The following is a 26,885-nucleotide window of genomic DNA, read 5'->3' on the forward strand; positions in this document are numbered from 1 at the left end:
GTGGTTGGAATGCCGGATTTACCGCGAACAAACGAAGCAAGCGCAATAAACGAAACAAACGAAACGAGTGTCGCACCCCCTCCGGCCCAGTTTCGTGTTGACCCTTGACAAACTTGCGGTCTCGAGCCTATAAGATTGGCATGCTCAAGACCCTGTCCCACAACGCTTGGTATTTTACGCCCCTGACATAGGCGGCGCGAAGGGTCATGACTCAACGAAGCCGCCGCATCCCGGCGGCTTTCGTGTTTTAGGACTTGGCCTCCGGGCCGCGGCGGAACCCGCAACCGGAGGACGACATGTCGATCATCGAAGCAGAGATTGAACCGCACCAGATGCCCCTCGCCATCCGCGTGAGGCTGGCGGGGCCACGCGACATCGAGGATCTCGCCGATCTTCTCGATGGCGGCGAAAGTTCGCGTGAGCAGGTGCTGACATGGCTCGAAACGCCTGGCACGACGCTGCTGGTCGCTCAGAGCGAGCTGGGCGTGCTGGCGGTGGCTGTGCTGATGACGCGGCTGGTCCCACTGGAAGGCGGGCGGGTTCACAAGGTCATCGAAGTGGACAACCTCGTAGTGCGTGCGGACCAACGGGGTCGCCGTGTCGGCCGCCGCCTGCTGGCCGCCGCCGTCGAATGGTCGCGCCAGCGCCGCGCGGTTCAGGTCGAGGCCGTGGTGGGCGAGGGGCCGGCCAAGCGCTTCTACGAGAATTTCGGCTTCGCCCCGGCCGCCGACCGCCTGGTGCTGGCGGCGTGAGGGCCGTTTTCAGTCGTGCTGAATGGATGGGTGCCGCCCCGGCAGCCGATTTCGCGATGTGAACAATGAGGGGTTCACGTCGGGCAATGTGTTATGGTTACCGTTCTTGCACATCCAGTGCCGGACAATCGTGCAGGAGTAGTCGTGGCCAAACATACCAAGCAAGCACCGGAGGCGAAGGCGCCGGTTGGCGTCAAGCAGACGATGGCCAAGCCGATCTCGAGCTACACCGATCCTGAGCAGCTGCGCACCCTGATGCAGAATGCGAAGCGGATGGGGCGGGACGATATCTGGCGCCAGGCTTTCGACCAGCTCTGCTCGCTCGAAGGCGCCGACAAGGAAGATCCGCTGGAGCGGGCGTTCTACCGCACGCTGGCGGCCTATGAGCAGTTGCTGACGCAGAAGAACGGTCGCGCCACCCGGGCGAGCCGGACGCGCCTCAAGCTGAAGAGCAGGGGTGTGGTCGCCTGCCTGGAGGACTGGGCGAAGAGCAAGGAACCGCCCGAATCCTTCGACCTGCTGGCGGCCAGCGGCATGGTCGAACTGACGGGAGAACAGCTCGTACTGACCCACCCCGACCGGTTCTCGGCGGAAGCGGTCGCGGGCGCCACGGCGCGTCTTGCGACGCTGACCGGTGCGGCGCCCACGGCCTGATCTCCGCGAGGACCGTCCTCTACGCCGGCTCGGCGTCGCGCGCGGCCCACATCTTCTTGAAGGCCGGACGGGCCTGGCAGGCGGCAAGCCAGGCCTTGACCCTCGGTGCGGCTTCGAACAGCTCCGGCGCGGGCTGGGCATACCGCACGATCTCGGCGGCGTTGAGGTCGGCCACGGTGAAGCGGTCGCCGACCAGCCATCCGCTCCTGGCGAGCGCCTTGTCGAGCACGGCGAACGGGCCCTTCAGCGCCTCCACGGCGGCATCGGCGATCTTCGGGTCCTTCACGCCGCTGGGGTTGCCCAGTCGGTGATAGAGCACGTTGATCGCATGCGGCTCGACGCCCGTCGCCGCCCACAGGGCCCACATCGCGATCTGGCCTTCCTCGGCGACGGTCTCGCCGGCGAGCGGGCCGCCGTGCTTGCGCGCGAGATAGAGGTTGATGGCGAGCGATTCGTGCAGCACCAGCCCGTCATCGTCGATCGAGGGGATGAGACCGTTCGGGTTGATCTTCAGGAATTCCGGAGACTGGGTGTGCAGCATTCCGGTCGGCACGGTGCGATAATGCTGGATCACCGGCACATGCTTGAACGGGATGCCGAGTTCCTCGGCCAGCCAGATGTTGCGCGACGCGCGGGACCGGTAGACGCCGTAGATCGTGAGCATTGAACTTCCTGGGTTGACTCGTATCGGAACTCGCCGGGGCGTTCTTAAAGGCGACACCGTGTCGAGTCACAGCGGAAAGCGGACGCTGCGAAATACGATAACTCGACCCTTGCCTGAGCCTAGCTAATCGGCGGCGCGTCCTGGCCGACGAACTGGACGCGCAGCTCGCGCTTCAGGACCTTGCCGGTGGCATTGCGCGGCAGGGCGTCGACGAAGGCCACGGACTGCGGGACCTTGAACTTGGCGAGGCGCGTGAGGCAGTGCTGGATCACGTCGCCCTCGGCGAGCTCCTGCTCGGCCTTGCGCACGATGATCGCCATGCCGACCTCGCCCCAGCGTTCGCTGGGCACACCGATGATCGCGGCGTCGGCGACGGCGGGGAGCTGGAACAGCACGTTCTCGACCTCTGCGGGATACACGTTCTCGCCACCCGAGATGTACATGTCCTTCCAGCGGTCGACGATGTAGACGAAGCCTTCCGCGTCGAGCCGCGCCGCATCGCCGGTGTGCAGCCAGCCGTTGGTGAAGCTGCGCTTGGTGGCCTCGGGATTGTTCCAGTAGCCCGGCGTGATGTTGGGCCCCTTGATCAGCAGCTCGCCGATGCCGCCCGCCGGCACGTCGTTGTCCTGGTCGTCGACCACGCGGATCGCGGTATGCAACAGCGCCTTGCCGGCCGATCCGAGCTTGCGGATCGCATCGGCGGCGTCGAGCATGGTGCCGGCCGGGCTGGTCTCGGTCATGCCCCAGCCCTGCACCAGCGGCACGCCGCGGGCCGTCCAGGTTTCGAGGATGGCGAGCGCACAGGGCGCGCCGCCGACACCGGCGATGCGCAGGCGCGAGAGATCGGCCGTCGCGAATTTCGGATGCTGCATCATGAACTGGTAGGGCGCGGGCACGGCGAAGAAGTGGGTGATCCCGAGCGCGGGATCGGACAGGCAGTCGAGCGCCTGGCCGGGATCGAAGGTGCGCATGATCACGATCGTTCCGCCGGCATGGAGCACCGGATTGGCGTAGCAGTTGAGGCCGCCGGTATGGAACAGCGGCAGCACCACGAGCTGCACCGTCTCGGGCGTGATCAGCGCGGGAATGCCGAGGTTCACGCAGTTCCAGAACACCATGCCGTGCGTGATGATCGCGCCCTTGGGATGCCCGGTCGTGCCCGACGTGTACATGACCATGCCGATATCGTCGTGCGTCAGCGGAACCGCTGCCGGGGCGGGGCCGGCAGCGGCGAGCGCGCGTTCGTAGTCGCCGTCGGGCCGGTCGTGGTCGATCTCGAGCAGGTTCCTCGAGAGCGCGGCGGCCTGTGCCGCAAACGCCTTGTCGTGGATCAGCAGCTTCGGGCCGGCATCGCCCAGAATGTATTCGAGCTCCGGCACGGTGAGCCGCCAGTTCAGGGGCAACATGATCGCGCCGAGCCGCCCGCAGGCGAACTGGATTTCGAAATATTCGGCGCAGTTGGGGGCGAGCAGGGCGACCCGGTCGCCCCGCGCGATGCCGCGCGCCGCCAGCACCGACGTCAATCGTGCAACGCGGTTGTCGAGGTCGGCGTAGGAGAACTTCCGGCCGGTGTGCAGGTCGTGGATCGCGAGGCGCGTGGGACGCCGGCCGGCATGGTGGGAGATCCAGTCGAAATAGGGAATGCTGGGCATCGGTTCACGGCCTTTGTGGAGCCTTCGGGGGTAGTGCAAACATGACGCGATGCTAGGGGCTGGTTCGTTCGCGCGGCAAGGGGCTTCGTGGTAGAGGAGAAGGATGGACACCATCGCCCAGCCGACCGCCCCTGCGAAGGACCTCGAGTTCAACCCGCTCGACCCGGCCTTCATCGCCGATCCGTATCCGTTTTATCGCCGGCTGCGGGAAGGGGCCCCGGTCCTGAAGACGCCGCAGGGTTTCTGGCTGATCACGCGCTACGAGGACGTGGCGCTGTCCCTGCGCGACAAGCGCTTCGGCAAGGACTTCGAAGGCAACATGCGCCGTCGTTACGGCGCCGACCGCATGGACGAGCCCGCCGTGGCGAGTCTCGCGAAGACCATGCTGGTACAGGACCCGCCCGACCACACGCGGCTGCGCGGACTGGTCACCAAGGCCTTCACGGCGCGCCGGGTGGCGGACATGCGGCCGCGCATCAAGGAACTGGTGGACGAGCAGCTCGACCGGGTCGCCGACAAGGGCGAGATGGACGTGATGCGCGACCTGGCGCACCGGCTGCCGGTCATCGTGATCTGCGACATGCTGGGCATTCCCGAGGAGCATCGCGCGCCGTTCCTGGCGGGCAGCAACGTCAACGGCCGCATCCTCGAACCGGTTCCGATGACCCGCGAGGAGCTCGACCAGGCCAACCGGAACACCCAGATGGCCGGCGTCTATTTCAACCAGCTGTGCGAGCTGCGCCGGCGCGAGCCGCGCGACGATCTCACGACCGAGCTGGTCAAGGCGGAGGAGGCGGGCGACAAGCTGTCGGCCGAGGAATTGCAGGCGAATATCGGCCTGCTGTTCGGTGCCGGGCACGAGACCACCACCAACCTGATCGGCAACGGCCTGCTGGCGCTGCATCGCAACCCCGATCAGTGGGAACGCCTCAAGGCGGATCCGTCGCTGATCCCGAACGCCGTCGAGGAGCTGCTGCGCTACGACTCGTCGGTGCAGATCACCGGCCGTGTCACCCACGCCGAGGTCGAGCTGGGCGGCGTGACGATCGGCGCGGAGCAGAGCATCGTCGCCCTGCTGGGCGCGGCCAATCGCGATCCGGCGCAGTATCCCGATCCCGACCGGCTCGACGTCGGGCGCGAGCACGTACGGCCGATGTCGTTCGGCGGTGGCATCCATCACTGCCTGGGCGCGCAGCTCGCCCGGCTGGAAGCCGAACTGGTCTTCGCGGCGCTGATCGAGCGGATGCCGAACATGACATTGCCCGAGAAGGACACCCCCGCCTGGCGCCGCAGCTTCACTCTGCGCGGCCTCAGCACACTTCCGGCCGTCTGGCACTGAAGGATTCGCGGAACACATGACGACGCGGTGGCGGGGCGAGGGCGGCCAGCATCAGGGCGCCCGTCCTTACCAGGAAGACAGTTGGCGTCTGGTGACGCTGGGCGACGGCTCGTTGTTGGCGGTGGTGGCCGACGGGATGGGCGGACATGCCGGCGGCGCGGTCGCGAGCCAGCTCGCCGTCGATGCCTTCATCCATGCGGTGGAACAGGGCGGCGGCCTGGAGGACGGGCTGCGCGACGCCAACCAGGCGGTGGGCCGTGGCGCCCTCGCGCGGCACGAACTCACCGGCATGGGCGCCACCCTGGTGGCGGCCCAGCTGCGCGGCGACGAGGTACGCTGGATTAGCGTCGGCGATTCGCCCTTCTACCTTATCGAGTCCGGCAAGCTCGTCCGGCTCAATGCCGATCATTCGATGGCGCCGCAGATCGACGCGCTGGTCGCCCGCGGGATGCTCTCGGCCGAGGATGCCGAGCATCACCCGGGCCGGCACACGTTGCGCGAGGCGGTAATGGGCGAGCCCTTGACCCTGATCGACCGCGGCAGTCGCCGGCTGGGGCCGGACGCTCGCCTGCTGGTGTGCAGTGACGGCGTGCACAGTCTCAACAGCGAACAGCTGCTGGCGCAGGCGTCGCTGCCGGTGGAGCGCATCATCGCGGCCGTGCTGGCGACCGCCAAGGCACATCAGGACAATATTACCGTGGTTAAAATGGAGCGCGCACGATGAGCCGGGGTCCTGTCGTCATCGAAGTCACGCGCGGGCCGGTCGTCGAGAGCCGCCACGAGGGTATTGCCGCGGTCGTGAAGGCCGATGGCACCGTGGTCGAGTCCTGGGGCGACATCGAGGCCGCGATCCTGCCGCGCTCGGCCAACAAGCCGATCCAGGCGATGGCCTTCGTCGAGAGCGGCGCGGTCGAACGTTTCGGCCTGGCCGACGAGCACATCGCGTTGTCCTGCGCTTCGCACAGCGGCGAGACCCGGCACGTCGAGACGGTGCGTGCCTGGCTCGCCAGGGTCGGTTTGAGCGAAGCCGATCTCGAATGCGGCACCCATGCGCCACGCCTGCAATCGAGCATCGAGCTGCTGGCCCGGGCCAACACCCTGCCGACGGCGGCGTTCAACAACTGCTCGGGCAAGCACAGCGGCTTCCTGACGACGGCGGTGCATTACGGCGAGCCGACCAAGGGCTACATCAAGTACGACCATCCGGTGCAGCGCCGGTTGCGCGAGACGATGAGCGATCTGTGCGGCCTCGACGCCAACGCCTTCCCGCATGGCATCGACGGATGCGGCATTCCCACGCTCGCCACGCCGCTGAAGAGTCTTGCCCGGGCGATGGCCTCGATGGCCGATCCGTCGCGGCTCACGAGCAAGCGCGCCGACGCCGCCAATCGCATCCGCGAAGCGATGAACGCCGAGCCCTTCATGGTCGCGGGCACCGGCCGCTTCTGCACCCGCGTCAACGAGGCCGCGCCGGGCGTGATCCAGGTGAAGACCGGCGCCGAGGGGGTGTTCTGCGGCATGCTGCCGACGCTCGGTCTCGGGGTGGCGCTCAAGGTCTGGGACGGCGCGGGACGCGCGGCCGAGGTCGCGATGGCGGCGCTGCTCGATCATCTCGGCGTGCTGCCGGCGGCGCAGCGCGAGGAGGTGCTGCATCCGCCCATCAAGAATGTGGTCGGCCTGCTGGTCGGCGAGATGAGGCCGGCGAAGAGCTGGCTGGGCTGAGCCCTCTCTCATGTGTGCATCGTGAGCATCACGCTCGACATCCTGGAAGTCGGCGCCCGCGGCGACGGCGTCGCCGAGCTCGAAGGCCAGCGCTACTTCGTGCCCTACTGCCTGCCCGCCGAAACGGTCGAGGCCGAACCGCTCGACAAGCGCGGCGACGGCATCGCCTGCGAGCTGCTGGAGGTGCTGGCGCCTTCGCGCCATCGCGAGACGCCGCCCTGCGCGCATTTTGGCACCTGCGGCGGCTGCGCCCTGCAGCACTGGCGCCGCGACATCTACACCGGCTGGAAGAGCGCACTGATCTCGAAGGCGCTGGCGCAGCGCGGCGTGAAGGCGCCGCGCTTCGAGGCTCCGGTCGGCTGCGAGCCGGGCGAGCGCCGCCGCGCCGACATCGTGCTGCGGCGCGAGGGGAAGCGGATCCTGGCCGGCTTCCACGAGCGCGCGAGCCAGAGCGTCGTCGACATCGCCACCTGCGTTGTGGCGCGCCCCAGGATCAACGCCGCCCTCGCACCGCTGCGCTCGGCCATGGCCGCGATCCTGCGCGACGGCACCTCGGCCGACGCGGTGGTCAACGAGACCGACACCGGCCTCGATGTGCTGATCCGCCCGCACCGCCGCTTCGATCTCACCCTGCCGATCCGCGAGACGCTGATCACGCTGGCCCAGAGCGCCGACTTCGCGCGGGTGAGCTGGGGTGACCGCGCGACGGCCGAGCCGGTGCTGGTGCGCCGCACGCCGCAGCTCATCCTGGGCGACGTGACCATCGAGCCGCCGCCGGGCGCGTTCCTGCAGGCGACCAAGCGTGCCGAGCTGGTGATGCGCGCCGGCGTCAACGCGTGGGCCGGGCAGGCGACGCATCTCGCCGACCTGTTCGCCGGCATCGGTGCGCTGTCGCTCGGCAAGCCGGGCCGGCTCAGCCTGTTCGAGTATGACAAGCCGTCGGTCACGGCCGTCGACGCCGCTGCGCGCAAGCTGGGTGGCAACCGCGTGACCGTGCAGCTCCGCGATCTCTTCCGCCGGCCGCTGAGCACCAAGGAACTCGAAGCCTTCGACGCCGTCGTCCTCGATCCGCCGCGCGCAGGTGCGGCCGCGCAATGCGCCGAACTCGCCGCCTCGAAGGTCAAACGCATCGTCTACGCCTCCTGCGACCCCGCCAGCTTCGCCCGCGACGTCCGCACGTTGCAGGATGGCGGATACCGACTGGAGAAACTCATGCCTATCGACCAATTCCTCTGGTCGGCGCATGTTGAACTCATTGCTTTACTGACGAAATGAATCGAGGAGACGACCGATGATGTTCGACCTTACCGGCAAGGTGGCCGTGGTGACCGGCGGCAGCCGTGGCATCGGCCGCTCGATCTGCGAGCAAATGGCGGCGCACGGCGCCAAGGTCGTCGTCTCCAGCCGCAAGCTGCCGGCCTGCGAGGAGGTGGTGAAGGGGATCAAGGACAGGGGCGGCGAGGCAATCGCGGTCGCGGCCAGCATCTCCGACAAGGCCCAGCTCGAGAACCTCGTGGCCGAGGCGCGCAAGGCCTATGGCAAAATCGACATCATGGTCTGCAACGCCGCCTCCAATCCGTATTTCGGCCCGCTGTCGGGACTGAAGGACGACGTGTTCCAGAAGATCATGCAGAACAACGTGATGTCGAACCTGTGGCTGATGAACATGGTCGGCCCGGAGATGGCGGAGCGCAGGGACGGCGCGTTCATCATCGTCTCGTCGATCGGCGCCCTGGTCGGCTCGGCTCATATCGCCGCCTACAACATGAGCAAGGCGGCCGACCTCTCTCTGGTGAAGTCGCTGGCCATGGAGTGGGGCAAGCACAACATCCGCGTCAACGCCATCGCGCCCGGCCTGATCCAGACCGACTTCGCCAAGGCGCTGTGGGACAATCCGCAGATCCGCGCGGCGCAGGAGGGCAAGGCGGCCCTGAAGCGCATCGGCCAGCCCGACGACATCGGTGGCGTTGCGGTGTTCCTGGCCTCCAAGGCCGGCAACTTCATCTGCGGCCAGTGCATCATCGCCGACGGCGGCGTCATCGGCGCCGGCGCGGAGTAGCGTTCAGCTACGCCGCAACGTCCAACTCGCACCAGACGGGGACGTGATCCGACGGCTCCGTCTTGCCGCGTTCGGCCTTGTCGATGCCGACCGCGGTCAGCCGGTCGGCAGCCTGCGGCGACAGGAGCAGGTGGTCGATTCGCAGGCCGTTGCCCTTTGCCCAGGCGCCGGCCTGATAGTCCCAGAAGGTGTACTGCTCGCCATCGGGATGGAACGCCCGCACCGCATCGGTGAGGCCGAGATTGAGCAGCTTGCGGAAGGCCGCCCGCGACTCGGGCTGGCAGAGCGCGTCGTTGGCGAAGGCCTTGGGATCGAACACGTCCATGGTGGTCGGGCAGACGTTGTAATCGCCGCACAGCACGAACATCTCCTCGCGCGCCAGCAGATCGCGGGCATGGCCGAACAGCCGCTTCATCCAGTCTAGCTTGTAGGCGAATTTCTCGGTGCCGACCGGATTGCCGTTGGGCAGGTAGAGCCCCCCGACCGTCAGCGGCCCGCGCGGCGTATAGACCCGCCCCTCGACATAGCGTGCCGGTTCGTCCTCGGCGGCGCCGGGCAGGACGCGGGCCGTTACGTCGAATGCGTGGTGCGAGAGGAAGGCGACGCCGTTGAAGCCCTTCTGGCCGACGATCGCCGCCTTGTACCCCACCGCCTCGACCTCGAGCGTGGGGAACTGCGGCTCCTGCGCCTTGATCTCCTGCAGCACGACGATGTCGGGCTTGGCTTCCTGCAGCCACGAAACCAGGTTGCCGGTGCGCTTGCGGACGGAGTTCACGTTCCAGGTGGCGATTTTCATGAGTTCAGGCTGCCTCTGTTGCCGCCCTCATAGCACGCCTCAGTCCTGTGGCTCGATCTTCGCGTCCTGCACGACCTGTCGCCATTTCTCGCTGTCGGCGCGCACGAAGGCCGCGATGTCGGCGGGGCTGTTTTCGGTGAAGGTCTCCAGACCCTGTTCGAGCAGCTTGGCCTGTGCCGCGGGAATGACGGCCCGCACCGCGCCGTTCAGGCGCTCGACGACTGGCGCCGGTGTCTGCGCGGGGCCGAACATGCCGACCCAGCCGCCGGCATCCATGCCACGCAGTTCGGGCAGGCCCGACTCGGCCAGGGTCGGCATGTCGGGCAGGGTGGGCGAGCGCTTGAGGGTCGAGACGGCGATGCCCTTGGCCTGTCCACCCTTGATGCGGGCCAGTGCGCCGGGGGCGCCGTCGAACAGGAACTGGATGCGCCCCGCGGCAAGGTCGAGCTGTGCCGGGCCGCTGCCGCGATAGGGGACATGCACCATGTCGAGGCCGAGGCGCAGGCGCAGCATCTCCATGATGAGATGATTGAGGTTGCCCTGGCCGAACGAGCCGTAGCTGGTCTTGCCGGGATTGGCCTTCACATAGGCCACGAACTCGGCGGTGGTGCTGACTGGAACGTCGGACGCGGCGAGCAGGACCAGGGCGCCGCGCGCGATGCCGGCGATCGGCGTGAAGTCGCGCTCGACCACATAGGGCACGTTTTTCGTGACCCACGGGCCGCTGGCGATCGGCGAATTGGAGGTGAGCAGCAGCGTGTAGCCGTTGGGCGTGGCGCGGGCGACGGAGGCGCTGCCCATGATGCCCGAGGCGCCGGCGCGATTGTCGATGACCAGGCGCTGGCCGATCTCGGTCGACAGCGGTTCGAGCAGGATGCGGCCGCTGATGTCGGCGGCATTGCCGGGCGGATAGGGCACCACGAGGGTGACGGGGCGGGCGGGCCAGGCCTCCTGAGCAGTCGCGGGGAAGGTAAGAAGGCTCGCCGCCGAGAAGGCGAAGGTTCGTCGTCCGATGTTCATTGGAACTCCCTGTCGACGGCACGCTACCAGCCGGCCCGACAGGGAAGAAGAACGTGCAGCCGCCAAGCGGATGCGCTCGCTTTCAATCTCATGAGTGGCCGTTCGTCCTTCGGCGCTCCCAGACATTGCTACGCAATGTCTTGCCGCTCAGCAGCCGAGCTTTGCTCGGCTTACACGCTGAACGAGTTGCCGCAGCCGCAGGAGGAGGTGGCGTTCGGGTTCTTCACCTGGAACGCCGAGCCCACCATTTCCTCGACATAGTCGAGCTGGCTGCCTTTCAGGAACTCGAGCGAGGTGCTGTCGACCAGGACGGCGGCGCCGTCGCGCTCGATCACGAGGTCATCGTCGTTGCGCGCTTCCTCGAAGGAGAAATTGTACTGGAAGCCCGAGCAGCCGCCGCCCAGGACCGCCACCCGCATCATGACGGGCTTGGGCTCCTTGGAAGCCAGGAAGGCGATCCGCTTGGCCGCGTTGGGGGTCACGGAGAAGGTGGTGTCGATCATATCCACAAGATGTGGTTGGCGGGGCGTTTCGTCAATCCCGACAAAAACCCTAGGAGATTAGGGCTTTTTGCGCTGTCGCGCCCGGACCCGTTCGCGGTGGAGAATATAGAGGCCCGAGCCGATGACGAGGGGCAGGCCGTACCAGACGGTCCAGGACGGCTCCTCCCGGAACCACAGGTATCCGAACAGGACGGCGAGCACGATAGAGGCATAGTCGAACGGCGCCAGCACCGCGGCCGGGGCGAGACGCCAGGCCCGCGTGATCAGCACCTGGGCACAGCCACCCAGCAGGCCGAGTGTCAGCAGCCAGACCCAGTCCATCAACGGCGGCCACTTCCATTCAGGGATCGCGCAGGCGATCGAGACGAAGGTGCCTACGACAGCGAACCAAAAGAGGGTCACGACGTCGGGATCGTGGCGGCTGAGCCTGCGGACCAGCACGGTAGAAAGCGCGTAGCAGAAAGTCGCCGCCAGGATGACCAGCGAGACCTGGTGGAACTCGATCGCGAAGGGATCGAGCATGATGAGCACGCCGGCAAAGCCCACGCCGACCGCCGTCCAGCGCCGCCAGCCGACCGGCTCGCGCAGGATCGGCACGGAGAGCGCCACCATGAAGAGGGGGGCCGCGAAGGAGATGGCATAGGCATCGACCAGCGGCATGCGCGGAAAGGCATAGAAGAAGCCGAACATGCTGCCGAAGCCGATACAGACCCTCAGCGCCTGCAGGCCCGGCTTGCTGCTGCGCACCACCCGCAGGCCGCCGGCGTGCCAGATCAGCACCGCGACAGGCAGCAGGGCGACGGCGCTGCGGAAGACCATGAGCTGGAAGGAGCCGTAGGTGCCGCCCAGGCCCTTGACCATCGCGTCCATCGTGCAGAACAGCACGAGAGCGCACATCTTGAAATAGATGCCGTGCAGGGCTGTCTGGCTGGGGGCGTGCGTCAAGGTCGCGCTATTTGGCTCGCGCTGCATACTCTGTAAAGTGACGTTCGTGGGGGATCAGGGGATCGAAAGCGCGTGAGCTGGCTGTTGCGCTGCATCAATTCGCGACGGGCGCCTGTCGTCGCGGCCATGCTCGTGCTGCTGGGCGCGCTCGTGCTGCGGATCGCCGATCCCGGCGCGGTGACGCGCATCCGCGATTTCGCCTTCGACGGCTATCAGCGCCTCGAGCCGCGTCCCTACAATCCCGAGACGCCGGTGCGCATCGTCGACATCGACGAAGCGGCCCTGCTGGAATACGGCCAATGGCCATGGCCGCGCACGATCATCGCGCGAATGGTGGACAAGCTCACCGAGAAGGGCGCCGCCGTCGTCGCCTTCGACGCCGTATTCGCCGAGCCAGACCGTTCGTCGATCAGCCGGATGGTGCGTGACCTCGTGGCCTTCACCGATCCCGAGACCGTCCAGAAGCTCGCGGCGGCGGTGCAGGACAACGACAAGGTGCTGGCCGATGCCATGGCGCAGTCGAGGGTCGTCACGGGATTCGGCTTCGACCTGAAGGGGTCGGGCAAGCCGCCGCGCACCTTCCACGGCGTCGCCTTCGCGGGCGACCAGCCGAGCCAGTTCCTGCCGCAGCAAGGTGGCACGGTGAAGTCCCTCGACATCCTGGAGGCGGCGGCCAAGGGCAACGGCAGCGTGAACACCGATGTCGACAGCATCGTGATCCGCCGCGTGCCGATGCTGTTCCGTGTCGCCGGCTACGAGGGCCTTTTCCCGGCCCTGTCGATCGAGGCGCTGCGGGTGGCGCAGGAGGCGTCCTCCTATCTGGTCAAGTCGTCGGGCGCGAGCGGCGAGATGTCGTTCGGCGAGAAGACCGGCATCGTCGCCATCAAGACCGGCGCCATCGAGGTGCCGACCGATGGCCGCGGCCGGGTCATCCTCTACGATACCGGCCACAAGCCGGAACGCTACATTTCGGCGCGTGCCGTACTGAAGGACGAGGTGCCGGCGGAACAGCTCGAAGGCCAGGTGATCTTCGTTGGCACCAGCGCCATCGGCCTCAAGGACCTGCGCAACACGCCGGTGCAGGACGGGGTGCCGGGCGTCGAGGTCCATGCCCAGCTCGCCGAGCAGATGCTGGAGCAGAAGTTTCTGGCACGGCCCGACTATGCCGACGGGGCGGAATTCCTGTACCTCGCGGCCATGGGCCTGCTGATGGTCGTCCTGCTGCCGCGCCTGTCGGCCGGAAAGATGGCCTTCGTCGCTACGATCCTGATCGGCGCTGGACTGGTCGTGCCCTGGCTTGCCTATTCCCAGCACCACCTGCTGTTCGATCCGATCTATCCGCCGGTGACGCTGGCGGCGATCTATGTTGGCGGCACCTCGCTCGCCTTCATGCGGACGGAGCGGGAGCGGGCGGAGATCCGCGGCGCCTTCGGCATGTACCTGTCGCCCGACCTGGTCGAGCAGCTCGCGCGCAACCCGAGCCTGCTGCAGCTTGGCGGCGAGCTACGCGAGATCACGGTGATGTTCACCGACGTGCGCGGCTTCACCACCATCTCCGAACAGTTCGATCCGCACGGGCTGACGCGGTTCATGAACCGCTTCCTGACGCCGATGACCGACCTGATCCTCGCGCGCAGGGGTACGATCGACAAGTACATGGGCGACGCGATCATGGCCTTCTGGAACGCACCGCTGCCGGTCGAGCGCCACGCCGCACGCGCCTGCGACGCCGCGCTCGCCATGCAGGCGCGCCTGGTCATGCTGAACGAGGAATGGAAAGCCGAGGCGGAGGCCGAGGGCCGCAGGCATATCCCGGTGAACATCGGTGTCGGCCTGAACACGGGCCCGGCCTCGGTCGGCAATTTCGGCTCGACCCAGCGCTTCACCTATTCGTGCCTGGGCGACGACGTGAACCTCGCCTCGCGCCTCGAAGGTCAGTGCAAGACCTACGGGGTCGGCATCATCGTCGGCCGCAAGACGCGGGAAGAGGTCGAGGACTATGCCACGCTGGAGATCGACCTCGTTACCGTGAAGGGCAAGACCGAACCCGAGCGCATTTATGCGCTGCTGGGCGATGCCGACCTCGCAAGATCGCCGGCCCATGCGGCGCTGGTGGAGCAGCAGGCGGCGTTCCTTAAGCTCTACCGGGCCGGCGCCTTCGCCGAGGCGCTCGAGGTGATCGGAGCCTGCCGGGCGGCGGCCGCGGCTGCGGGCTGGCGGCAGACCTACTACGACATGATGCGCGGACGTATCGACGAGCTGATCGACGATTCGCCGGTGGACTGGAAGGGAGTTTATGTCGCCAAGGACAAGTGAGCAGGATCATCGCCTCTCAGCCATCGAGGCCCTCGTATGCCGCGACGTAGGCCGCAAGACCCAGGCCCTGATCGACGCCAATCGCGGTGGCCTTGCCGGGGCGGCGGCGTCGCTGGCGACGGCCACGCGCGTGGGGCTGATAACCGGCTTCTTCGTGCCGCGCGGCGACGTGGCCGCGCCCGAGACCGACGGGCCGGTGGGCACCGCATTGCTGGCGGCGGCGCTTGCGGCCTGCGGCGTGCCGGCCCGGATCGCCGTCGACACGCCGAGCGTAGAGGCGGTGCGTGCCGCCGTGCGCGCGACGGCCGAGGACGTGACCGTCGACGAGATCGTGCTCGGGCATGAGGGCGCCATCGACGAGACGATAGCGCTCTGGCGCCGGGACCATCTCTCCCATGTCGTCGCGATCGAGCGCTGCGGGCGCAGTGCCGACGGCAGGCCGCGCAACATGCGCGGGGTCGATGTCTCGCCCTGGACCGCACCGCTCGATCTGCTGTTCGAGGGCGGCGACTGGACGAAGCTCGCAGTCGGCGACGGTGGCAATGAGATCGGCATGGGACGGCTTCCGGCCGGACTGATCGCCGAGCACGTACCCAACGGCGCGGAGATCGCCTGCGTGACCTCCTGCGATCACCTCGTGGTGGCCGGAGTTTCCAACTGGGGCGCTTACGGGCTGATGGCGGCGCTCGCCGTCCTGCGTCCCGACTGGCGTCCGACCATCGCGAAATTCCTGACCGCGGAACGCGACCTGTCGGTCACCCAGGCGACCGTGAAGGAAGCGGGCGCGGTGGACGGCGTGACCGCGCTTCGTGAAGCCACGGTCGACGGATTCGGGCCCGACATTCACGGGCCGCTGGTTGACCGGCTCGGTCTCATTGCATGGGGAGAGGGCGCGCATTAGCTTGCGCGCCATGGAAAATCCCTACGCTCCGACGCACCCCGAGATCCGCGACGCCGTTCGCCAGCTCTGCCTGAAGTTCGACGGCGCCTACTGGCGCGAACTCGACCGCGAGCGCGGCTATCCGACCGCGTTCGTGAAGGCGCTGACCGAGGCCGGCTGGCTGTCGATCCTGATCCCCGAGGAGTACGGCGGCGCGGGGCTCGGCATTTCGGCGGCCAGCGCGGTGCTGGAAGAGATCCACAAGGCCGGCTGCAACGCCGCCGCCTGTCACGCCCAGATGTACATCATGGGCACGGTGCTGCGGCACGGCAGCAAGGAGCAGAAGGAACGCTACCTGCCGAAGATCGCCACCGGCGAGCTGCGCCTGCAGGCCTTCGGCGTGACCGAGCCGACCAGCGGCACCGACACGCTCAGCCTCCGCACCACGGCGGTGAAGAAGGATAACAGCACTTACGTCGTGAACGGCCAGAAGGTGTGGACCAGCCGCGCCGAGCATTCCGACCTGATGCTGCTGCTCGCCCGCACCACGCCGCGCGACCAAACCAAGAAGAAGACCGACGGCCTGTCGGTGTTCCTGGTCGACATGCGCTCGGCGCTGGGCAAGGGGCTCACCATCCGGCCGATCCGCACGATGATGAACCACAACAGCACCGAAGTGTTCTTCGACAACATGGAAGTGTCGGCCGAGAACTTGATCGGCGAGGAGGGGCAGGGCTTCCGCTACATCCTCTCCGGCATGAACGCCGAGCGCGTGCTGATTGCCTCGGAGTGCATCGGCGACGGCAGGTGGTTCATCGAGAGGGCCGTGAACTACGCCAAGGAGCGCAAGCTGTTCGGCCGCGCGATCGGCCAGAACCAGGGCGTCCAGTACCCTATCGCGCGCGCCTATACGCAGATCGAGGCGGCGGACCTGATGGTGCGAAAGGCGGCTTCCATGTACGAGGCTGGCATCAATGCCGGCGCCGAAGCCAACATGGCCAAGATGCTGGCCTCGGAGGCCTCATGGGCTGCAGCCGAGATGTGCGTGCAGACGCATGGCGGCTTCGGCTTCGCCGAGGAATACGATGTCGAGCGCAAGTTCCGCGAAGCCCGTCTCTACACGGTGGCGCCGATCTCGACCAACATGGTCCTGAACTTCGTCGCTGAGCACGTGCTCGGGCTGCCGCGGTCTTATTAGGTAGGCCGCGGCAGAAACGGGCAAAGACGACGGCGGCCTAGGATTCGCCGACGGCCTCCACGATCATCCTCTGGAAATGGATGATGAGGTGCTCGCTGTTGGTGAGAAAACGGCCCGTCTCGGGAATCCCGCCCAACAGGCCGCGCTGAACCGAATCCGTCAGGGCATCGTCTTCCGCGGCGACCTGCTTGTTGAAGGCGACGAGCGACTTCGCGAACGCGTCGCTGACGCCGGGTCCGAAGAACTGGTCGGAGAACCCCCTGGTCGCGTTCGGCCCGTCCGGCGTCCAGACGTCAATCGACAGGTTCGGAAAACCCGGATTGATGTTGATGGTCACGTTCGGCCACAGGAAGTGATACTGCGACTGCCTCACGGCACCCGACACATCGTACAACTCGATCTTGCTGCTGCCCGCAAGGGCGGCGGGACGCACCGGGCCGGTCTGGCTCGAGAAATAGCCGCGTGATTTCAGCGTGTAGACGTCCGGACGCACGTCGATCGCAGCGTTGAAGCCGGGATGGGCGACGGCGCAGTGATAGCATTCGAGATAGTTCTCGAGCATCGTCTTCCAGTTGGCGTTCGAGCGCCACTCGTCGCGGCTGCGATGCACCAGCGTGTCGAGTACGACGCCACTGCCGGTGATCAAGTCCAAGACCGGGCCGTAGCAGGATGCAGCCGTTGGCGCATCCGGGTCGAGGTTGACGAAGACGAACGGTCCCAGCGCTTCGGTGCGGATCGGCACCAGCGGGAAATCGGCGAGATTCAAGTTCGGCTCCGTCCGCGAGCGTGGCACGCGCTTCAGCCCGCCGGCCAGATCGTAGGTCCAGGCGTGGTAGCCGCATTGCAGGCTCTTCGCATTGCCGCGGCCTTTCAGGACTTCGTGCCGGCGATGACGGCACACGTTCACGAGGCCCGCCAGGCCGGCCTCGTTGCGCACGACCGCCACGGGCACGCCGCCTGCATAGCCGGTCACGTAGTCGCCGATCTCGACGAGCTGCGAGAGGGGACCGACATAGTTCCAGCTCCTGCGGAAGATCTGCGCGATCTCGCGCTCGGTGATCGACGGGTCGGTGTACCAGCGAGCCGGGAGAGACTCACCGCGATCGAGCGCGGCAAGGAGATCGGGGGAAGCGTTGGCACGATTTGTCATGGCGACAGCTCACGATGATGGCTAGCCGAAGATAATCCCCCGCAGGGTCGAAATTGCGGCCGAGATTGCGGCATGGCCGATCATCAGGAGAAACACGGTCCAGCAGGCGGTGATGGCGGTCAGGAGCCACCCCAGCATGGCCATCAATCCGTCATCCTCGATGAGGGCGAAACAGAAGAAGAGGATGGCCCAGGCGGGGAAGAAGTTGTCGAAGGGAATCGGCAACGCGAGGATCAGGACATCCAGCGACCAGGCCAGCAGCAGCAGCCGGCGGGGCAGGCCGTTTACCCACCATTCGTAGCGTGCATGGACGGTGTTCTCGAGCCAGCGGATGAAGCGCCGGGCGCGGTCGAGGAAATCCTGCAGCTTGCCGCGCGGCAGGCCCCGTTTGCCGATCGTGAGAGGGAGGGAGGGCACCGGCCTTCCGGCGAAGTATTGCGCCAGGAGGTAGAGCATCGGCGCACCCGTGATCGTCGACAGCCATGGAATGCCGGTCGGAACGACATTCGCGATGTTCAGCGCCAGGACGGCGAAGGCATAGGACCGCCCTTCGAGCTCCTGGAGGAATTCGTTCAACGTGAGGACGGACCGACGGTCGCCGCTGAACAGCCGATCGAGCGTGTCCAGAAGGCCGAAATTGTCCTTCATCCACCCATCCGCGAGACCAGCCGGCGGGCCAGCACGAGATGCGGCTTGTCGAGCATCTTGCCGTCCAGGGTCAGGACGCCAGCGCCCGGATTGCCCTCGAAGGTCGCAATGACTCGATTGGCCCACTCGATCTCGGCTTCGGTCGGCGTGAAGACCTCGTGGATGATGGCGACCTGGTCGGGATGGATCGCGATCTTGCCTCCGTAACCCATGCGCCGAGCATCCTGCGCCTCGGCACGCAGCCCCTCGACGTTGCGGATGTCAGGATAGACCGTGTCGTAGGCGGTGACGCCGGCCGCGACCGAGGCCATCAGGTTTACGGTGCGGGCGAGCTTGAACGTGTCGTCGTAGACGCCGGGCGAGGGACCCTTCGCGAGCGCACCGAGATCGGCCATGAGATCCTCGCCGCCCCAGGAATGACCGATCAGGCGGGGATGCTTCGCCGGTGCGGCGGTGAGCGCCAGGATGGCGGCGGCGCTCTCGGTGGCGATGGTGAGGATGCGTGTCGTGCCGGCAGCGATGCCCTCGCGCGCTTCGAACGCGTCGAGATAGGTCGACATCAGGTCGAGATCGGCCTGGCCGACGCATTTCGGGAATACGATGCCGTCGGGCTTGCCCTGCATGACGACGGCGAGGTCGCCCAGGGTCAGGCCGGTGTCGAGCGCGTTGACGCGCACGTAAAGCTTGGGGCCGGCCCGGTCGGCACTCCTCAGGTAGGCCAGTGCCATGTCGCGCGCGATCATCTTGCGGTCGGTCGCGACCGAATCCTCGAGATCGAGGATCAGCCCATCGGCGCCCGAGGCGGGGCCCTTGGCGAGCTTGCGCTCCGAATCGGCGGGGACGAACAGGAAGGAACGCATCTGTCTAATCCTTGGGTTTCTTGCGCATCAGCGCCTGGCGGGTGCACTCGGCGACGATCTCGTCGCGCTGGTTGATCGCGGTATGGGCGAACTCGACGATACCGGCATCGGGCCGCGACCTGCTTTCGCGCAGGCTCACCACGCGGGTCCGCACCCTAACCGTGTCGCCGTGGAAGACCGGCTTGGGAAAGCGCACGTCGGTCATGCCGAGATTGGCGATGGTGGTGCCGAGCGTCGTGTCGTTCACGGTGATGCCGATCATCAGGCCCAGGGTGAACAGGCTGTTCACGATGCGCTGGCCGAACTCGGTCTTCGAGGCGAACTCCTCGTCGAGATGCAGCGGCTGGACGTTCATGGTGAGCGAGCTGAACAGGACATTGTCCATCTCGGTCACGGTGCGCGTCCATTCATGCTCGAACACGCGGCCGACGGTGAAATCCTCGTAATAGAGCCCTGCCATCTTTCTCCCCGCGGAAGTGAAGCCTTCCTAGCATGGATGGACGCTGGCCGGCTCGCCATCGTATCAATGCCGTCACGTAACGAAACTTCGATGACGGGAGCGAGACGATGCGCGCGATGCTGAGCGAAACGCCGGGCGGGCCGGAGAGCCTGAAGCTGGTGGAGATGCCGTCCAAGCCGCTGGGCAAGGGGCAGGTCCGCGTCGCGACCAGGGCGGCTGGCGTCAACTTCCCCGATACGCTGATCATCCAGGACAAGTACCAGTTCAAGCCGCAGCGCCCGTTCGCGCCGGGTCACGAGATCGCGGGCGATATCACCGAGGTGGGCGAAGGCGTCACGGGCTACAAGGTGGGCGATCGGGTGATCGGTATGATCGGCCATGGCGGCTATGCCAGCGAGGCCGTCGTCGACGAGATTCAGCTCCTGCCGATGCCGAAGAACATGAGCTACGAAGATGGTGCGGCCTTCACCATGACCTACGGCACGTCGTACTACGCGCTGAAGCAGCGCAGCAGCTACAAGCCTGGCGAGACGCTGCTGGTCACCGGCGCCTCGGGCGGTGTCGGCCTCACCGCGGTCGAGCTGGGCGCACTGATGGGCCTCAAGGTGATCGCCGCCGTCGGCTCCGACGAGAAGATGGAAATCTGCCGGAAGTACGGCGCCACGATGTTCGTGAACTACGCCAAGGAGAAGATGCGCGACAAGGTCAAGGAGCTGACGGGCGGCGCGGGCGCGGACATCATCTACGACGCGGTCGGCGGCGATGCCTTTGATGAGGCCGTGCGCTGCATCGCCTGGTACGGGCGCCTGCTGGTGGTGGGATTCGCCGCGGGCCGCATCCCTTCACTGCCGGCCAACCTCGCGCTGCTGAAGAGCTGCGACGTGCGCGGCGTATTCTACGGCGCCTGGCGTGGCCGCGAACCGGCCGAGGCGCGCAAGAACTTCGACGAGATGCTGGCCTGGTATGGCGAGGGCAAGCTGAAGCCGCATATCTCCATGCGCTTCCCGCTGGAGAAGGCGGCCGAGGCCATGAACGCCCTGCTGTCGCGCAAGGCGACCGGCAAGGTCATCATCGAGGTCGCCTGAGAACAGGGAGGCTTGCATGGGCAGACTGGCCGGCAAGATCGCGATCGTGACCGGTGCCGCGTCCGGCATCGGGGAGGCCTCGGCCAGGCTCTTCGCCGAGGAGGGCGCCCAGGTGCTGGCGGTCGACCGGCCGGACTCGGCAATCGATACCGTCCATGCCGGCAACGGGTCGATCGAGGCCTTCGCGGCCGACATCACTGGCGAGGATGCGCCGAAGAAGATCGTCGCGGCTGCCCTCGGCCGCTTCGGTGCGCTCGACATCCTGTTCAACAATGCCGGAGTCAGCGGTCGCGCCTTCGTCGAGGAAATGACCGACGAGATGTGGGACCGGGTAAACGGCGTGAACGTGCGCGGCATGTTCCGCCTGTGCCGCGAGGCCATCCCGGCCCTGAAGGCGCGGGCGAGAGAGAAGGGCCGCGCGCGTATCGTCAACACCGCCTCGGTCATGGCCTTCGACACCGACTACGGCCTGGCGGCCTACTGCGCCTCCAAAGCCGGCGTCGGCGGTCTCACCCGCACGCTGGCGCTGGAACTCGGGAAGTTCAATATCACCGCCAACTATGTCTGCCCCGGCGCCATCTACAGCGGAATGACGCGGACCAACTTCGACAAGCCGGAGATTCGCGAAGTCTGGGAGAAGAAGGCGGCGCTGCGCCGGCTCGGCCAGCCGATCGACATCGCCCGTGGCGCGTTGCTGCTCGCGTCCGACGAGGCCGACTTCATCACCGGTCACGAGCTGGTGGTGGATGGCGGCCTCACATTGCGCACCTGAGACGCCGGACTTTTAATAGCCTGCTACGCGGCGCCACCCGTCCTGGCGTTATGGGCGCGGGGCTGCAGTCTATCCGTCGCAGCATGTTGTCGACCGTTCACTCATCGAGGCAGCGCCATCCGGTTGCGCCATGGAGGGCCCTGTCGCGACCCGGCGAACCCAATCGCGCAGCGTCTGACGATCTAACCCGCAGGCCTCCGCCGTCTCCGTGCGCGACCATCCGCCAGCACCATCGCCAGGCTCCGGGCAGAAACAAGTAGCCGATAACGGTATCGACTCCGGTCGGCGGTTCGTCTCGAGATTTGACGCTTGCACATCCAAAGTCCGGCTCATCAGTAACTCAAGGGCTCGCTTCTCACAGGAGAGATGTCTTTGAGAACATTTGATACGCGCGGCGATGACACTGCCGATCCCTCGTTCTCGTCGCCGCTGTTGCCGCGTGCCTCGTCGCGGCCATTGAGCACCGTTCACCCGGAAGACTGACCTCGTGGCGCAACTGCCCACCGTCGCATCGACGGTAGCCATCGCGCCGAAATCACCAGCACCAACGAGCAGACGCTGACCGGGACTGTCCGGGCATCGGAGCCGCTTTCCTCTTCGATGCGGCACGCGACGGCAAAAGCGCCCTCCAGACCCCGCTGGGCCGCTGAACGGAGATCAACATGGCAAGCATCATGACAGAAGGGCTGCTCTCGGCAGCGCCTGACGCGGAACCATGGCCGCGCAACGAGCTTGGGGGCGACAGCGCGTTCGGCCTTCAGGCCGACGAGATGTTCGCGCGCCGGCTCGATACCCGGTTCGCGGGCGAGGTGCGCGGCCTGGTGACCGATCCGGTGACGGGTCTCGCGGGCCGGGACCCCGAGGAGGCGTTGGCCGGGATCGCCGAGACCACCCGGCTTCTGGGCGCGGTGAAGGACCGCTATCTGGCGCAGGCGATCGGGCCCCGCCAGAAGGCCCTGCTCGAACCGCTGTTCGACCGCCGCCTCGACCGCGCCGGCGGCGAGCTCGGGCGGATCGCGGAGAAGGCGACGTCGGTGCTGGACGACCGGATCGTGGCCGAGCGCCTCGCCGACTTGGCGCGTGACGCGGCGCTGTCCTGGCAAGACGCGGCCCATCTGCGCACGCTGGGCGCTACCGCGGTGGGCGAGCTGCGCTACCAGGGCGAACGAAAGGGCTGGGACGCGGGCCGGACCGATAGAGCGGTGCGCAGCGGCCTGAGCGATCTCTATGCCGGCGCGGTCGAGGCTGCGATCGGCCACAATCCCGAGCGCGCGGCGAAGCTCTACGACCACGCACGCGACGTGATCCAGCCGGAGCGGCGGGCGGTGGTCGAGCGCAGGATCGAACGGGCGCGCGAGGAGCGGCGCGTGACGGAGATCGTCGGCGGCCTGGCCGACACGCCGGACGATCCGACACGGCGGCCCGACCTCGACGACTACCAGGCGCGCGCCGCTGATGCGACACCCCCGGACGCCTCGCCCGAGGTGCGCGCGCAGGTGACCCGGATGGCGCGGATCGAGCAGGCGCGCGCCGAGCGGGCGTGGCAGGCGGCGCGGGGCCGTGCAGCCACGAGCGCTCTCGACTGGCTCGACGCCAATCCCGCGGCGCCCCTCGTGGCGATGCCTACGGCGTTGCGCGACGGGTTGAGCCCGGAGCAGACGGAGGCGCTCGACCGGACGGCCATGAACGGCGGTCGCATCGTCACCGATCGCGACCTTTACGAAAAGCTCGACGACCAGGCCGTGCACGAGCCGGAAAGCTTTGCCGGCCTCGATCTCACGCAATACCGGCTGTCGCTCGGCGACATCGAGTACAACCGCCTGACCAATCTCCAGAAGACTCTCGCCGAAGGCAAACCCGATCCCGACTTCGAGCGCCACCGTCTCGGCCGCCTGTTCCTGGGAGAGGGACTGCGCGCTGCCAACCACGATCCCGACGGCGAGGAGGCCCGGACCGCGCGGCAGCAGCTCGACACGCTCTTAGGCGCGTTCGAGCCTATCGAGGGCAAGCCGCCGACGATGGCGGACATTCGTGGCCTCGTCGGCGACGTGGTGGGTGGCCTGCTGCCACACGGAGAAGGCGATCCGAATATCGTCCGGGTTTCGGGCGACCAGCCGGCCGAAGCGCTGCCGCCAGAGCTTGAGGCGAAGGGCGTGTTCGATGGGGCAGAGCCTCACATTGCGTCGGTGGATGCCGTATCGACACCCTCACCCAACGACGAAGTGGTACTCGAAGAATCGACAGGCCCCAAGGCGATGGAAGCGGCGCCTACGATGCCCCCTGCGCCCGACGTCACGCGGTTCGTCGACGGCACGAAGCAGGTCACGCGCCGCGGCGTCGATACCGAGCGCGGCAAGGCCGACGTCACGGAAGCGTACGACGAGCAGGACCGCATCGTCTCGACCGATGCCACCTTCGCCGATGGCCATCGTGTGGAAAGCCGGTGGTCCTTTCCCGCCGAGGGCCACTGGTCGCAGGTCGATACCATACGCGACCCCGAGGGCAAGACGCTGGGCGTGATCACCACGACGTTCGACGGTGAGCGTGTGACGCGCACCGTCGAGCCGATAAACGGACCGCCACAGACCGACATCTGGGATAGGGATGGTCCCGTGCCGACGATGCAGAACGTCGTTGCGCCCGCCTTGGCCATTCCCTTCCTGCTGGACCTCGCGGCGGCGGCGATCGGGGCCGTGATTGTCGGAAAGGCGATTGACGATACGATCGCTCGCCAGGGTACGGCCGGCGGTTTTGGCGGCAATGAAATGGCCCGTCCGCCTGGCAAGGAACCGGGCCCGGACGACAATGGCCCACCGGAGCGAGTTGCGGGTGACAAGCGACCGCCCTCCCGACCTCCGGTGCCGCCGTTTCCGCCGGGGCAGCGTCCTAGTTGGCGTCAGAGCGAACTGGACGATATGGCCGATCGATACCCGGACTTTGCTTCGCAAGTCGCTTTCAAGGACGGCAGGGAGGTAAGCTCAAGGACGCCTGGTTCGGTTCGTCCCGACGGCGTGTCGGCCGACAAACGCAGTGCATCGTTCGAGGTGAAAAACTACGATATCAACACCAACGCCGATGGCTTGGTGAACAGGGTCGCCAGACAGGTTCAGGAGCGCGCCCGGCATCTGCCGCGGAGCATGAAGCAGAACATTAAGATCGATGTGCGCGGACAGAATGTATCTTCTGGGCACCTCGATGACATCGCAAGAAGGATCGTCGAAAAGTCGAATGGACTACTCAGGTATGAAGACATTGAATTTGTGAGGTCCTATTGATGAGCGACGTTGGACTATCAGCAGGGCTAGTTCTCCAGCAGATCGGAACCCCAAGGGAAGTTGCCGCCTTTTTTGAATTGATCGGCCGGCATAAGCCAGAATCGGCCGATCACTCGCTCGCTCTGGTGACGGATCGTCTCTACAAGCGCACTGTGCCTGGAGAAGCGTTCGATGCACTTCTCGACCAGCTTCACGAGTGCGAGCGGACGCTTCGCTCTGTTCCGATCACTCCAGGTTTCTGGGATGAATTCGATCTAGGTGACAGAAGTGTCGGATTGGATCGGTCGGCATCGAACCTCGCCGATGCATTTCAGCGGATCTTTTTTGCTATCGATCGTTCCGTCGAGGTCGCTCGCCTGGACAAAAAGAACCTCGGGTATTTTCGACCGCTTCGACTGCAGGCATTGGAAGGACCCAAATCCTATGAACATAAATACACGCCGCTGGAGGACTTCGAAAAGCCCGACATGCGGCCGATCTGGCTGGAGTGATTTGGTTCCGTCCACCTGACTTGAGATCACGCTTTGATAACCGCCGCGGCCTCTTCGAAACGGTTCCGATACCAAAATGACATTGTAGCTGAGGGCGATCTCGCACGACAGCGGTCACGCGGACGTCTGAGGAGACCATCCTCAAGGCCTATGAACGATGACCGGCGTCGAGAAGCCCGCCTTCGTAAAGGTCTGACGTCGGGCGAGCAACTGCAGCAGCGGAGGAAAATACCGGCAAGCAGGCAATGTCCGCCGCCGCGGGAAGCCCGGCCGCGTCGATTTGAGCTACGGTAAGAATGCCCTTCAGGCCCCGATGGGCCGCCGAACGGAGAGGAACATGACAAGCATCTGGTCTTCTGCAGCGTCGCGCTCGAGTTGATCGATTTCGATTCACAAAACAGGCTAATTTACGCTGTGTTCGCCATGTCTCTTTCCCAAATAAGAGGGAGGAGTCTGACGGCGTCTTTTGGAATGCGTGAAGCTTTAGACGGGGTATCGTAGACTATGAATAACATTGCCTCCTTTGCCGCCGACTACAGCGAGGCGCGCGATAAGTTCCTCGCGGCAGCCAAGCTCGCCGACGCCCAGACCTTCCGCTACGACAACCCGACCAAGGGGCCGAAAGGCGAGTCGTTGTCGACGGACGTGGCCTGGGTCGGGCCGACGGATGCGTCGAAGGTGATGGTGACGATCTCATCGACGCACGGGATCGAGGGCTATTGCGGCTCGGGCTTCCAGGTCGACTGGCTGGCCTCGGTCGGTACGTCGGGACTGCCGAAGGGGACGGCGGCGCTGCTCGTGCACGCAATCAATCCCTACGGTTTCGCCTGGACGCGGCGCGTGACGGAGGAGGGTAACGACCTCAACCGCAACTACGTGGACCATTCGAAACCCTATCCCGTGAACGAGGGCTATCTGGAGATCGCCGATGATCTCGTCCCCGCGGATTTCAGCGAGGCGGGGCGGGCCGCGGCGGATGCCAGGTTGGCAGCCTATCGGCGCAAGGTCGGGGACATCGAGTTCTTCCGGGCCGTCTCTGGGGGGCAATATAGCCATGCCGACGGCATGTTCTTCGGCGGTGGCGGGCCGTCCTGGTCGAACTGCACCCTGCACGCCATCGTCGACCGCTACCTGAAGAGCCGCGAGGACGTGGCGGTGGTCGATTTCCACACCGGCCTCGGCCCCTATGGCTACGGCGAACCGATCACGCATTACGACATCGGCACCGGCGGGTCGCGCCGGGTTCGGAACTTCTGGGGCGAGTCGGTAACGGAATCGAAGCGGGGGCAGACGGCCTCGCAGGCGCGTGACGGGCTGGGCCACTACGGGCTGAACCGGGTTCTGAAGGAGCCGCAGGCCCGCCTGACCATGTGCACGCTGGAATACGGCACATTCGATCGCGAGAGCGGCCAGAAGGCCTTCCGGGCCGACCACTGGCTGCACAAATACGGCGATCCGCTGGGCAGGGAAGCCGAGGCCGTGCGCAAGGCGATGCGGCGTCAGTTCTACCCGGAGACCGACGATTGGAAGGAGGCCGTGCTGTTCCGCGGCCACCAAGTCGTGCGCCAGGCGATCTCCGGGCTGCAGCGGGGGCCGCTCTAGCTTTTGGGGACAAGCCCTCGAAAAGCCATACGTCCGCTCAGC

Annotated in this window: 25 protein-coding genes; 15 read left to right on the forward strand and 10 right to left on the reverse strand. The window is 66.3% G+C overall.

Annotated elements, in window-relative coordinates; all coding sequences use genetic code 11:
- The first annotated feature begins 296 nt into the window (after nucleotides 1-296).
- The gene (locus Q0Q48_RS08845; RefSeq protein ID WP_295136724.1) at nucleotides 297-752 is read left to right on the forward strand and encodes a GNAT family N-acetyltransferase; all 456 of its coding nucleotides are present in this window, start codon (nucleotides 297-299) and stop codon (nucleotides 750-752) included.
- Between the two features lie 144 nt (nucleotides 753-896).
- Nucleotides 897-1,406, forward strand: coding sequence for a hypothetical protein (locus tag Q0Q48_RS08850; protein WP_295136726.1), 510 nt, complete (start codon nucleotides 897-899; stop codon nucleotides 1,404-1,406).
- Nucleotides 1,407-1,425: 19 nt separating this feature from the next.
- On the opposite strand, the gene Q0Q48_RS08855 is transcribed toward Q0Q48_RS08850, so the two are convergent.
- Complete coding sequence (locus tag Q0Q48_RS08855) at nucleotides 1,426-2,070, reverse strand: glutathione S-transferase family protein (protein WP_295136728.1); 645 nt, start codon at nucleotides 2,068-2,070, stop codon at nucleotides 1,426-1,428.
- Between the two features lie 119 nt (nucleotides 2,071-2,189).
- Nucleotides 2,190-3,722, reverse strand: coding sequence for a long-chain fatty acid--CoA ligase (locus tag Q0Q48_RS08860; protein WP_295136730.1), 1,533 nt, complete (start codon nucleotides 3,720-3,722; stop codon nucleotides 2,190-2,192).
- Nucleotides 3,723-3,825: 103 nt separating this feature from the next.
- Between Q0Q48_RS08860 and Q0Q48_RS08865 the strand changes: the two genes are divergently transcribed.
- From Q0Q48_RS08865 to Q0Q48_RS08885, 5 genes are read left to right on the forward strand one after another with little or no spacing between them, the layout of a single operon-like run.
- A complete protein-coding gene (locus Q0Q48_RS08865) occupies nucleotides 3,826-5,061 on the forward strand; it encodes a cytochrome P450 (protein WP_295136732.1) in 1,236 nt (411 codons plus the stop codon).
- 16 nt (nucleotides 5,062-5,077) lie between these two features.
- Complete coding sequence (locus Q0Q48_RS08870; RefSeq protein WP_295136734.1) at nucleotides 5,078-5,785, forward strand: protein phosphatase 2C domain-containing protein; 708 nt, start codon at nucleotides 5,078-5,080, stop codon at nucleotides 5,783-5,785.
- Nucleotides 5,782-6,783 (forward strand): asparaginase, encoded by a 1,002-nt coding sequence (locus tag Q0Q48_RS08875; protein WP_295136735.1) that lies wholly within the window; start codon nucleotides 5,782-5,784, stop codon nucleotides 6,781-6,783. The genes Q0Q48_RS08870 and Q0Q48_RS08875 overlap by 4 nt, the downstream gene beginning before the upstream one ends.
- Before the next feature lie 21 nt (nucleotides 6,784-6,804).
- Nucleotides 6,805-8,058, forward strand: coding sequence for a hypothetical protein (locus Q0Q48_RS08880; protein WP_295136737.1), 1,254 nt, complete (start codon nucleotides 6,805-6,807; stop codon nucleotides 8,056-8,058).
- 16 nt (nucleotides 8,059-8,074) lie between these two features.
- On the forward strand, nucleotides 8,075-8,842 hold the full coding sequence (locus tag Q0Q48_RS08885; RefSeq protein ID WP_295136739.1) for an SDR family NAD(P)-dependent oxidoreductase: 768 nt from the start codon (nucleotides 8,075-8,077) through the stop codon (nucleotides 8,840-8,842).
- A gap of 7 nt (nucleotides 8,843-8,849) precedes the next feature.
- On the opposite strand, the gene Q0Q48_RS08890 is transcribed toward Q0Q48_RS08885, so the two are convergent.
- The 4 genes from Q0Q48_RS08890 to Q0Q48_RS08905 all read right to left on the reverse strand — a co-directional run bounded on the left by Q0Q48_RS08890 (nucleotide 8,850) and on the right by Q0Q48_RS08905 (nucleotide 12,106).
- A complete protein-coding gene (locus tag Q0Q48_RS08890; protein ID WP_295136740.1) occupies nucleotides 8,850-9,638 on the reverse strand; it encodes an exodeoxyribonuclease III in 789 nt (262 codons plus the stop codon).
- Between the two features lie 39 nt (nucleotides 9,639-9,677).
- Nucleotides 9,678-10,658: a tripartite tricarboxylate transporter substrate binding protein gene (locus tag Q0Q48_RS08895; protein WP_295136742.1), complete on the reverse strand. Its 981-nt coding sequence runs from the start codon at nucleotides 10,656-10,658 to the stop codon at nucleotides 9,678-9,680.
- 170 nt (nucleotides 10,659-10,828) lie between these two features.
- Nucleotides 10,829-11,161, reverse strand: a complete 333-nt coding sequence (gene erpA, locus Q0Q48_RS08900; RefSeq protein ID WP_295136744.1) for an iron-sulfur cluster insertion protein ErpA — start codon at nucleotides 11,159-11,161, stop codon at nucleotides 10,829-10,831.
- A gap of 57 nt (nucleotides 11,162-11,218) precedes the next feature.
- A complete protein-coding gene (locus Q0Q48_RS08905) occupies nucleotides 11,219-12,106 on the reverse strand; it encodes a DMT family transporter (RefSeq protein WP_295136746.1) in 888 nt (295 codons plus the stop codon).
- A 72-nt stretch (nucleotides 12,107-12,178) separates the two neighbouring features.
- Between Q0Q48_RS08905 and Q0Q48_RS08910 the strand changes: the two genes are divergently transcribed.
- Genes Q0Q48_RS08910 through Q0Q48_RS08920 form a run of 3 tightly spaced genes read left to right on the forward strand, consistent with a single transcriptional unit; the run spans nucleotide 12,179 to nucleotide 16,500 of the window.
- The gene (locus tag Q0Q48_RS08910) at nucleotides 12,179-14,422 is read left to right on the forward strand and encodes a CHASE2 domain-containing protein (RefSeq protein WP_295136748.1); all 2,244 of its coding nucleotides are present in this window, start codon (nucleotides 12,179-12,181) and stop codon (nucleotides 14,420-14,422) included.
- Nucleotides 14,403-15,323, forward strand: a complete 921-nt coding sequence (locus Q0Q48_RS08915; protein ID WP_295136750.1) for a glutamate cyclase domain-containing protein — start codon at nucleotides 14,403-14,405, stop codon at nucleotides 15,321-15,323. The genes Q0Q48_RS08910 and Q0Q48_RS08915 overlap by 20 nt, the downstream gene beginning before the upstream one ends.
- A 10-nt stretch (nucleotides 15,324-15,333) precedes the next feature.
- Entirely contained in the window at nucleotides 15,334-16,500 is a 1,167-nt protein-coding gene (locus Q0Q48_RS08920; RefSeq protein WP_295136752.1) for an acyl-CoA dehydrogenase family protein, read from the forward strand.
- Nucleotides 16,501-16,537: 37 nt separating this feature from the next.
- On the opposite strand, the gene Q0Q48_RS08925 is transcribed toward Q0Q48_RS08920, so the two are convergent.
- The 4 genes from Q0Q48_RS08925 to Q0Q48_RS08940 are packed head-to-tail and all read right to left on the reverse strand — an operon-like array spanning nucleotide 16,538 to nucleotide 19,618.
- Nucleotides 16,538-17,650: an aromatic ring-hydroxylating dioxygenase subunit alpha gene (locus Q0Q48_RS08925; protein WP_295136754.1), complete on the reverse strand. Its 1,113-nt coding sequence runs from the start codon at nucleotides 17,648-17,650 to the stop codon at nucleotides 16,538-16,540.
- A gap of 21 nt (nucleotides 17,651-17,671) precedes the next feature.
- On the reverse strand, nucleotides 17,672-18,298 hold the full coding sequence (locus Q0Q48_RS08930) for an exopolysaccharide biosynthesis protein (RefSeq protein ID WP_295136756.1): 627 nt from the start codon (nucleotides 18,296-18,298) through the stop codon (nucleotides 17,672-17,674).
- Entirely contained in the window at nucleotides 18,295-19,158 is an 864-nt protein-coding gene (locus Q0Q48_RS08935) for a CoA ester lyase (RefSeq protein WP_295136758.1), read from the reverse strand. Before Q0Q48_RS08935 ends, Q0Q48_RS08930 begins: the two co-directional genes overlap by 4 nt.
- A gap of 4 nt (nucleotides 19,159-19,162) precedes the next feature.
- On the reverse strand, nucleotides 19,163-19,618 hold the full coding sequence (locus tag Q0Q48_RS08940; protein WP_295136760.1) for a MaoC family dehydratase: 456 nt from the start codon (nucleotides 19,616-19,618) through the stop codon (nucleotides 19,163-19,165).
- Between the two features lie 107 nt (nucleotides 19,619-19,725).
- Here Q0Q48_RS08940 and Q0Q48_RS08945 point away from each other — a divergent pair, with 107 nt between their 5' ends.
- The 5 genes from Q0Q48_RS08945 (at nucleotide 19,726) to Q0Q48_RS08965 (ending at nucleotide 26,843) form a co-directional block, all read left to right on the forward strand.
- Nucleotides 19,726-20,703 carry an NADPH:quinone oxidoreductase family protein gene (locus Q0Q48_RS08945; protein WP_295136762.1) on the forward strand — a complete coding sequence of 326 codons (978 nt, stop codon included), beginning with the start codon at nucleotides 19,726-19,728 and terminating at the stop codon, nucleotides 20,701-20,703.
- Between the two features lie 16 nt (nucleotides 20,704-20,719).
- Complete coding sequence (locus Q0Q48_RS08950; RefSeq protein WP_295136764.1) at nucleotides 20,720-21,475, forward strand: SDR family NAD(P)-dependent oxidoreductase; 756 nt, start codon at nucleotides 20,720-20,722, stop codon at nucleotides 21,473-21,475.
- A 662-nt stretch (nucleotides 21,476-22,137) separates the two neighbouring features.
- Complete coding sequence (locus Q0Q48_RS08955) at nucleotides 22,138-24,750, forward strand: hypothetical protein (protein ID WP_295136766.1); 2,613 nt, start codon at nucleotides 22,138-22,140, stop codon at nucleotides 24,748-24,750.
- A complete protein-coding gene (locus tag Q0Q48_RS08960) occupies nucleotides 24,750-25,241 on the forward strand; it encodes a hypothetical protein (protein ID WP_295136768.1) in 492 nt (163 codons plus the stop codon). The genes Q0Q48_RS08955 and Q0Q48_RS08960 overlap by 1 nt, the downstream gene beginning before the upstream one ends.
- Before the next feature lie 504 nt (nucleotides 25,242-25,745).
- A complete protein-coding gene (locus Q0Q48_RS08965) occupies nucleotides 25,746-26,843 on the forward strand; it encodes a M14 family metallopeptidase (RefSeq protein ID WP_295136770.1) in 1,098 nt (365 codons plus the stop codon).
- The last annotated feature ends 42 nt before the right edge of the window (nucleotides 26,844-26,885 follow it).

The organism is uncultured Reyranella sp. (genome assembly GCF_945957355.1).
Taxonomy (GTDB): domain Bacteria; phylum Pseudomonadota; class Alphaproteobacteria; order Reyranellales; family Reyranellaceae; genus Reyranella.

Excerpts from the sequence above, each read along its gene's own strand:
- Q0Q48_RS08855 (WP_295136728.1), bottom strand. The coding sequence starts at position 2,070 with ATGCTCACGATCTACGGCGTCTACCGGTCCCGCGCGTCGCGCAACATC.
- Q0Q48_RS08860 (WP_295136730.1), bottom strand. The coding sequence starts at position 3,722 with ATGCCCAGCATTCCCTATTTCGACTGGATCTCCCACCATGCCGGCCGG.
- Q0Q48_RS08965 (WP_295136770.1), top strand. The coding sequence starts at position 25,746 with ATGAATAACATTGCCTCCTTTGCCGCCGACTACAGCGAGGCGCGCGAT.
- Q0Q48_RS08955 (WP_295136766.1), top strand. The coding sequence starts at position 22,138 with ATGGCAAGCATCATGACAGAAGGGCTGCTCTCGGCAGCGCCTGACGCG.
- Q0Q48_RS08935 (WP_295136758.1), bottom strand. The coding sequence starts at position 19,158 with ATGCGTTCCTTCCTGTTCGTCCCCGCCGATTCGGAGCGCAAGCTCGCC.
- Q0Q48_RS08845 (WP_295136724.1), top strand. The coding sequence starts at position 297 with ATGTCGATCATCGAAGCAGAGATTGAACCGCACCAGATGCCCCTCGCC.
- Q0Q48_RS08890 (WP_295136740.1), bottom strand. The coding sequence starts at position 9,638 with ATGAAAATCGCCACCTGGAACGTGAACTCCGTCCGCAAGCGCACCGGC.
- Q0Q48_RS08875 (WP_295136735.1), top strand. The coding sequence starts at position 5,782 with ATGAGCCGGGGTCCTGTCGTCATCGAAGTCACGCGCGGGCCGGTCGTC.
- Q0Q48_RS08950 (WP_295136764.1), top strand. The coding sequence starts at position 20,720 with ATGGGCAGACTGGCCGGCAAGATCGCGATCGTGACCGGTGCCGCGTCC.
- Q0Q48_RS08930 (WP_295136756.1), bottom strand. The coding sequence starts at position 18,298 with ATGAAGGACAATTTCGGCCTTCTGGACACGCTCGATCGGCTGTTCAGC.
- Q0Q48_RS08915 (WP_295136750.1), top strand. The coding sequence starts at position 14,403 with ATGTCGCCAAGGACAAGTGAGCAGGATCATCGCCTCTCAGCCATCGAG.
- Q0Q48_RS08885 (WP_295136739.1), top strand. The coding sequence starts at position 8,075 with ATGATGTTCGACCTTACCGGCAAGGTGGCCGTGGTGACCGGCGGCAGC.
- erpA (WP_295136744.1), bottom strand. The coding sequence starts at position 11,161 with ATGATCGACACCACCTTCTCCGTGACCCCCAACGCGGCCAAGCGGATC.
- Q0Q48_RS08940 (WP_295136760.1), bottom strand. The coding sequence starts at position 19,618 with ATGGCAGGGCTCTATTACGAGGATTTCACCGTCGGCCGCGTGTTCGAG.
- Q0Q48_RS08895 (WP_295136742.1), bottom strand. The coding sequence starts at position 10,658 with ATGAACATCGGACGACGAACCTTCGCCTTCTCGGCGGCGAGCCTTCTT.
- Q0Q48_RS08925 (WP_295136754.1), bottom strand. The coding sequence starts at position 17,650 with ATGACAAATCGTGCCAACGCTTCCCCCGATCTCCTTGCCGCGCTCGAT.
- Q0Q48_RS08960 (WP_295136768.1), top strand. The coding sequence starts at position 24,750 with ATGAGCGACGTTGGACTATCAGCAGGGCTAGTTCTCCAGCAGATCGGA.
- Q0Q48_RS08945 (WP_295136762.1), top strand. The coding sequence starts at position 19,726 with ATGCGCGCGATGCTGAGCGAAACGCCGGGCGGGCCGGAGAGCCTGAAG.
- Q0Q48_RS08865 (WP_295136732.1), top strand. The coding sequence starts at position 3,826 with ATGGACACCATCGCCCAGCCGACCGCCCCTGCGAAGGACCTCGAGTTC.
- Q0Q48_RS08870 (WP_295136734.1), top strand. The coding sequence starts at position 5,078 with ATGACGACGCGGTGGCGGGGCGAGGGCGGCCAGCATCAGGGCGCCCGT.
- Q0Q48_RS08920 (WP_295136752.1), top strand. The coding sequence starts at position 15,334 with ATGGAAAATCCCTACGCTCCGACGCACCCCGAGATCCGCGACGCCGTT.